Source organism: Kineococcus glutinatus, from assembly GCF_039542765.1.
GTDB lineage: Bacteria > Actinomycetota > Actinomycetes > Actinomycetales > Kineococcaceae > Kineococcus_A > Kineococcus_A glutinatus.
The window spans coordinates 1-1,078 of record NZ_BAABIL010000144.1 but is presented as its reverse complement, the minus strand read 5'-3'; the positions used below and the strand labels follow the sequence as shown (position 1 = coordinate 1,078).

Sequence of the window (1,078 nt, the reverse complement as noted above, 5' to 3'; positions counted from 1 at the left end):
GGCCCCCATGAGCTCGGAGGACGAGCGGCAGTTCGCCCGCTCCCTCGTGGTGCAGGTCCTGGAGGACCACGCCCGCGCGGAGATCGAGGCCGGCCGCACCCCGCCCACCGCGGCGCAGGAGGAGGGGCTGGCCGCGGCCGTCAACGCGGCGCTCTTCGGCGTCGGGCGCCTGCAGCCGCTGCTGGAGGACCCCGACGTGGAGAACATCGACGTCAACGGGTGCGACCGCGTGTTCGTCAGCTACGGCGACGGTCGCGAGGAGCTGCACCCGCCCGTCGCCGACTCCGACGAGGACCTCGTGGAACTCGTGCAGGTGCTCGCCGCCAACGTCGGCCTCACCAGCCGCCCGTTCGACGCCGCGAACCCGCAGCTGGACCTGCGCCTGCCCGACGGTTCCCGGTTGTCGGCCGTCATGGGCGTCTGCCAGCGCCCCGCCCTGAGCATCCGCCGCTCCCGGCTCGGGGCCGTCGGCCTCGACGACCTCGTCGCCGGCGGCACCATGACGCCCGACGTCGCGCAGTTCCTGCGCGCGGCCGTGCGGGCCCGCAAGAACATCATGGTCGCCGGGTCCACGAACTCGGGGAAGACGACCCTGCTGCGGGCGCTGGCCGCCGAGATCCCCCCGCACGAGCGGCTCATCACCGTCGAGCGCGCCCTGGAGCTGGGCCTGGACTCCTTCGTCGACAAGCACCCCAACGTCGTCGCGTTCGAGGAGCGGCTGCCGAACTCCGAGGGCCTGGGGGCGGTGACGATGGCGGAACTGGTGCGCCGCTCGCTGCGCATGAACCCCAGCCGCGTCATCGTCGGGGAGGTCCTCGGCGACGAGATCGTCACGATGCTCAACGCGATGAGCCAGGGCAACGACGGTTCGCTCTCCACGATCCACGCGAACTCCTCGGTGGAGGTGTTCAACCGCATCGCCACCTACGCCCTGCAGGCGGCCGAGCACCTGCCGGTGGAGGCGACCCACATGCTCATCGCCGGGGCGGTCGACTTCGTCGTCTTCCTGCGCAAGCGCGGCGACGTCGCGGGCGGCGGCACCCGGCGGGTGCTGGAGAGCGTCCGGGAGGTCACCGGG

General features: G+C 72.7%; 1 protein-coding gene. It reads left to right on the top strand.

The genetic code is table 11. The annotated features are described in order from the left end of the window. Positions 1-1,078, top strand: a 1,078-nt coding sequence (locus ABEB16_RS06430) for a TadA family conjugal transfer-associated ATPase (protein ID WP_345711430.1), incomplete at both ends; no start/stop codon positions are given.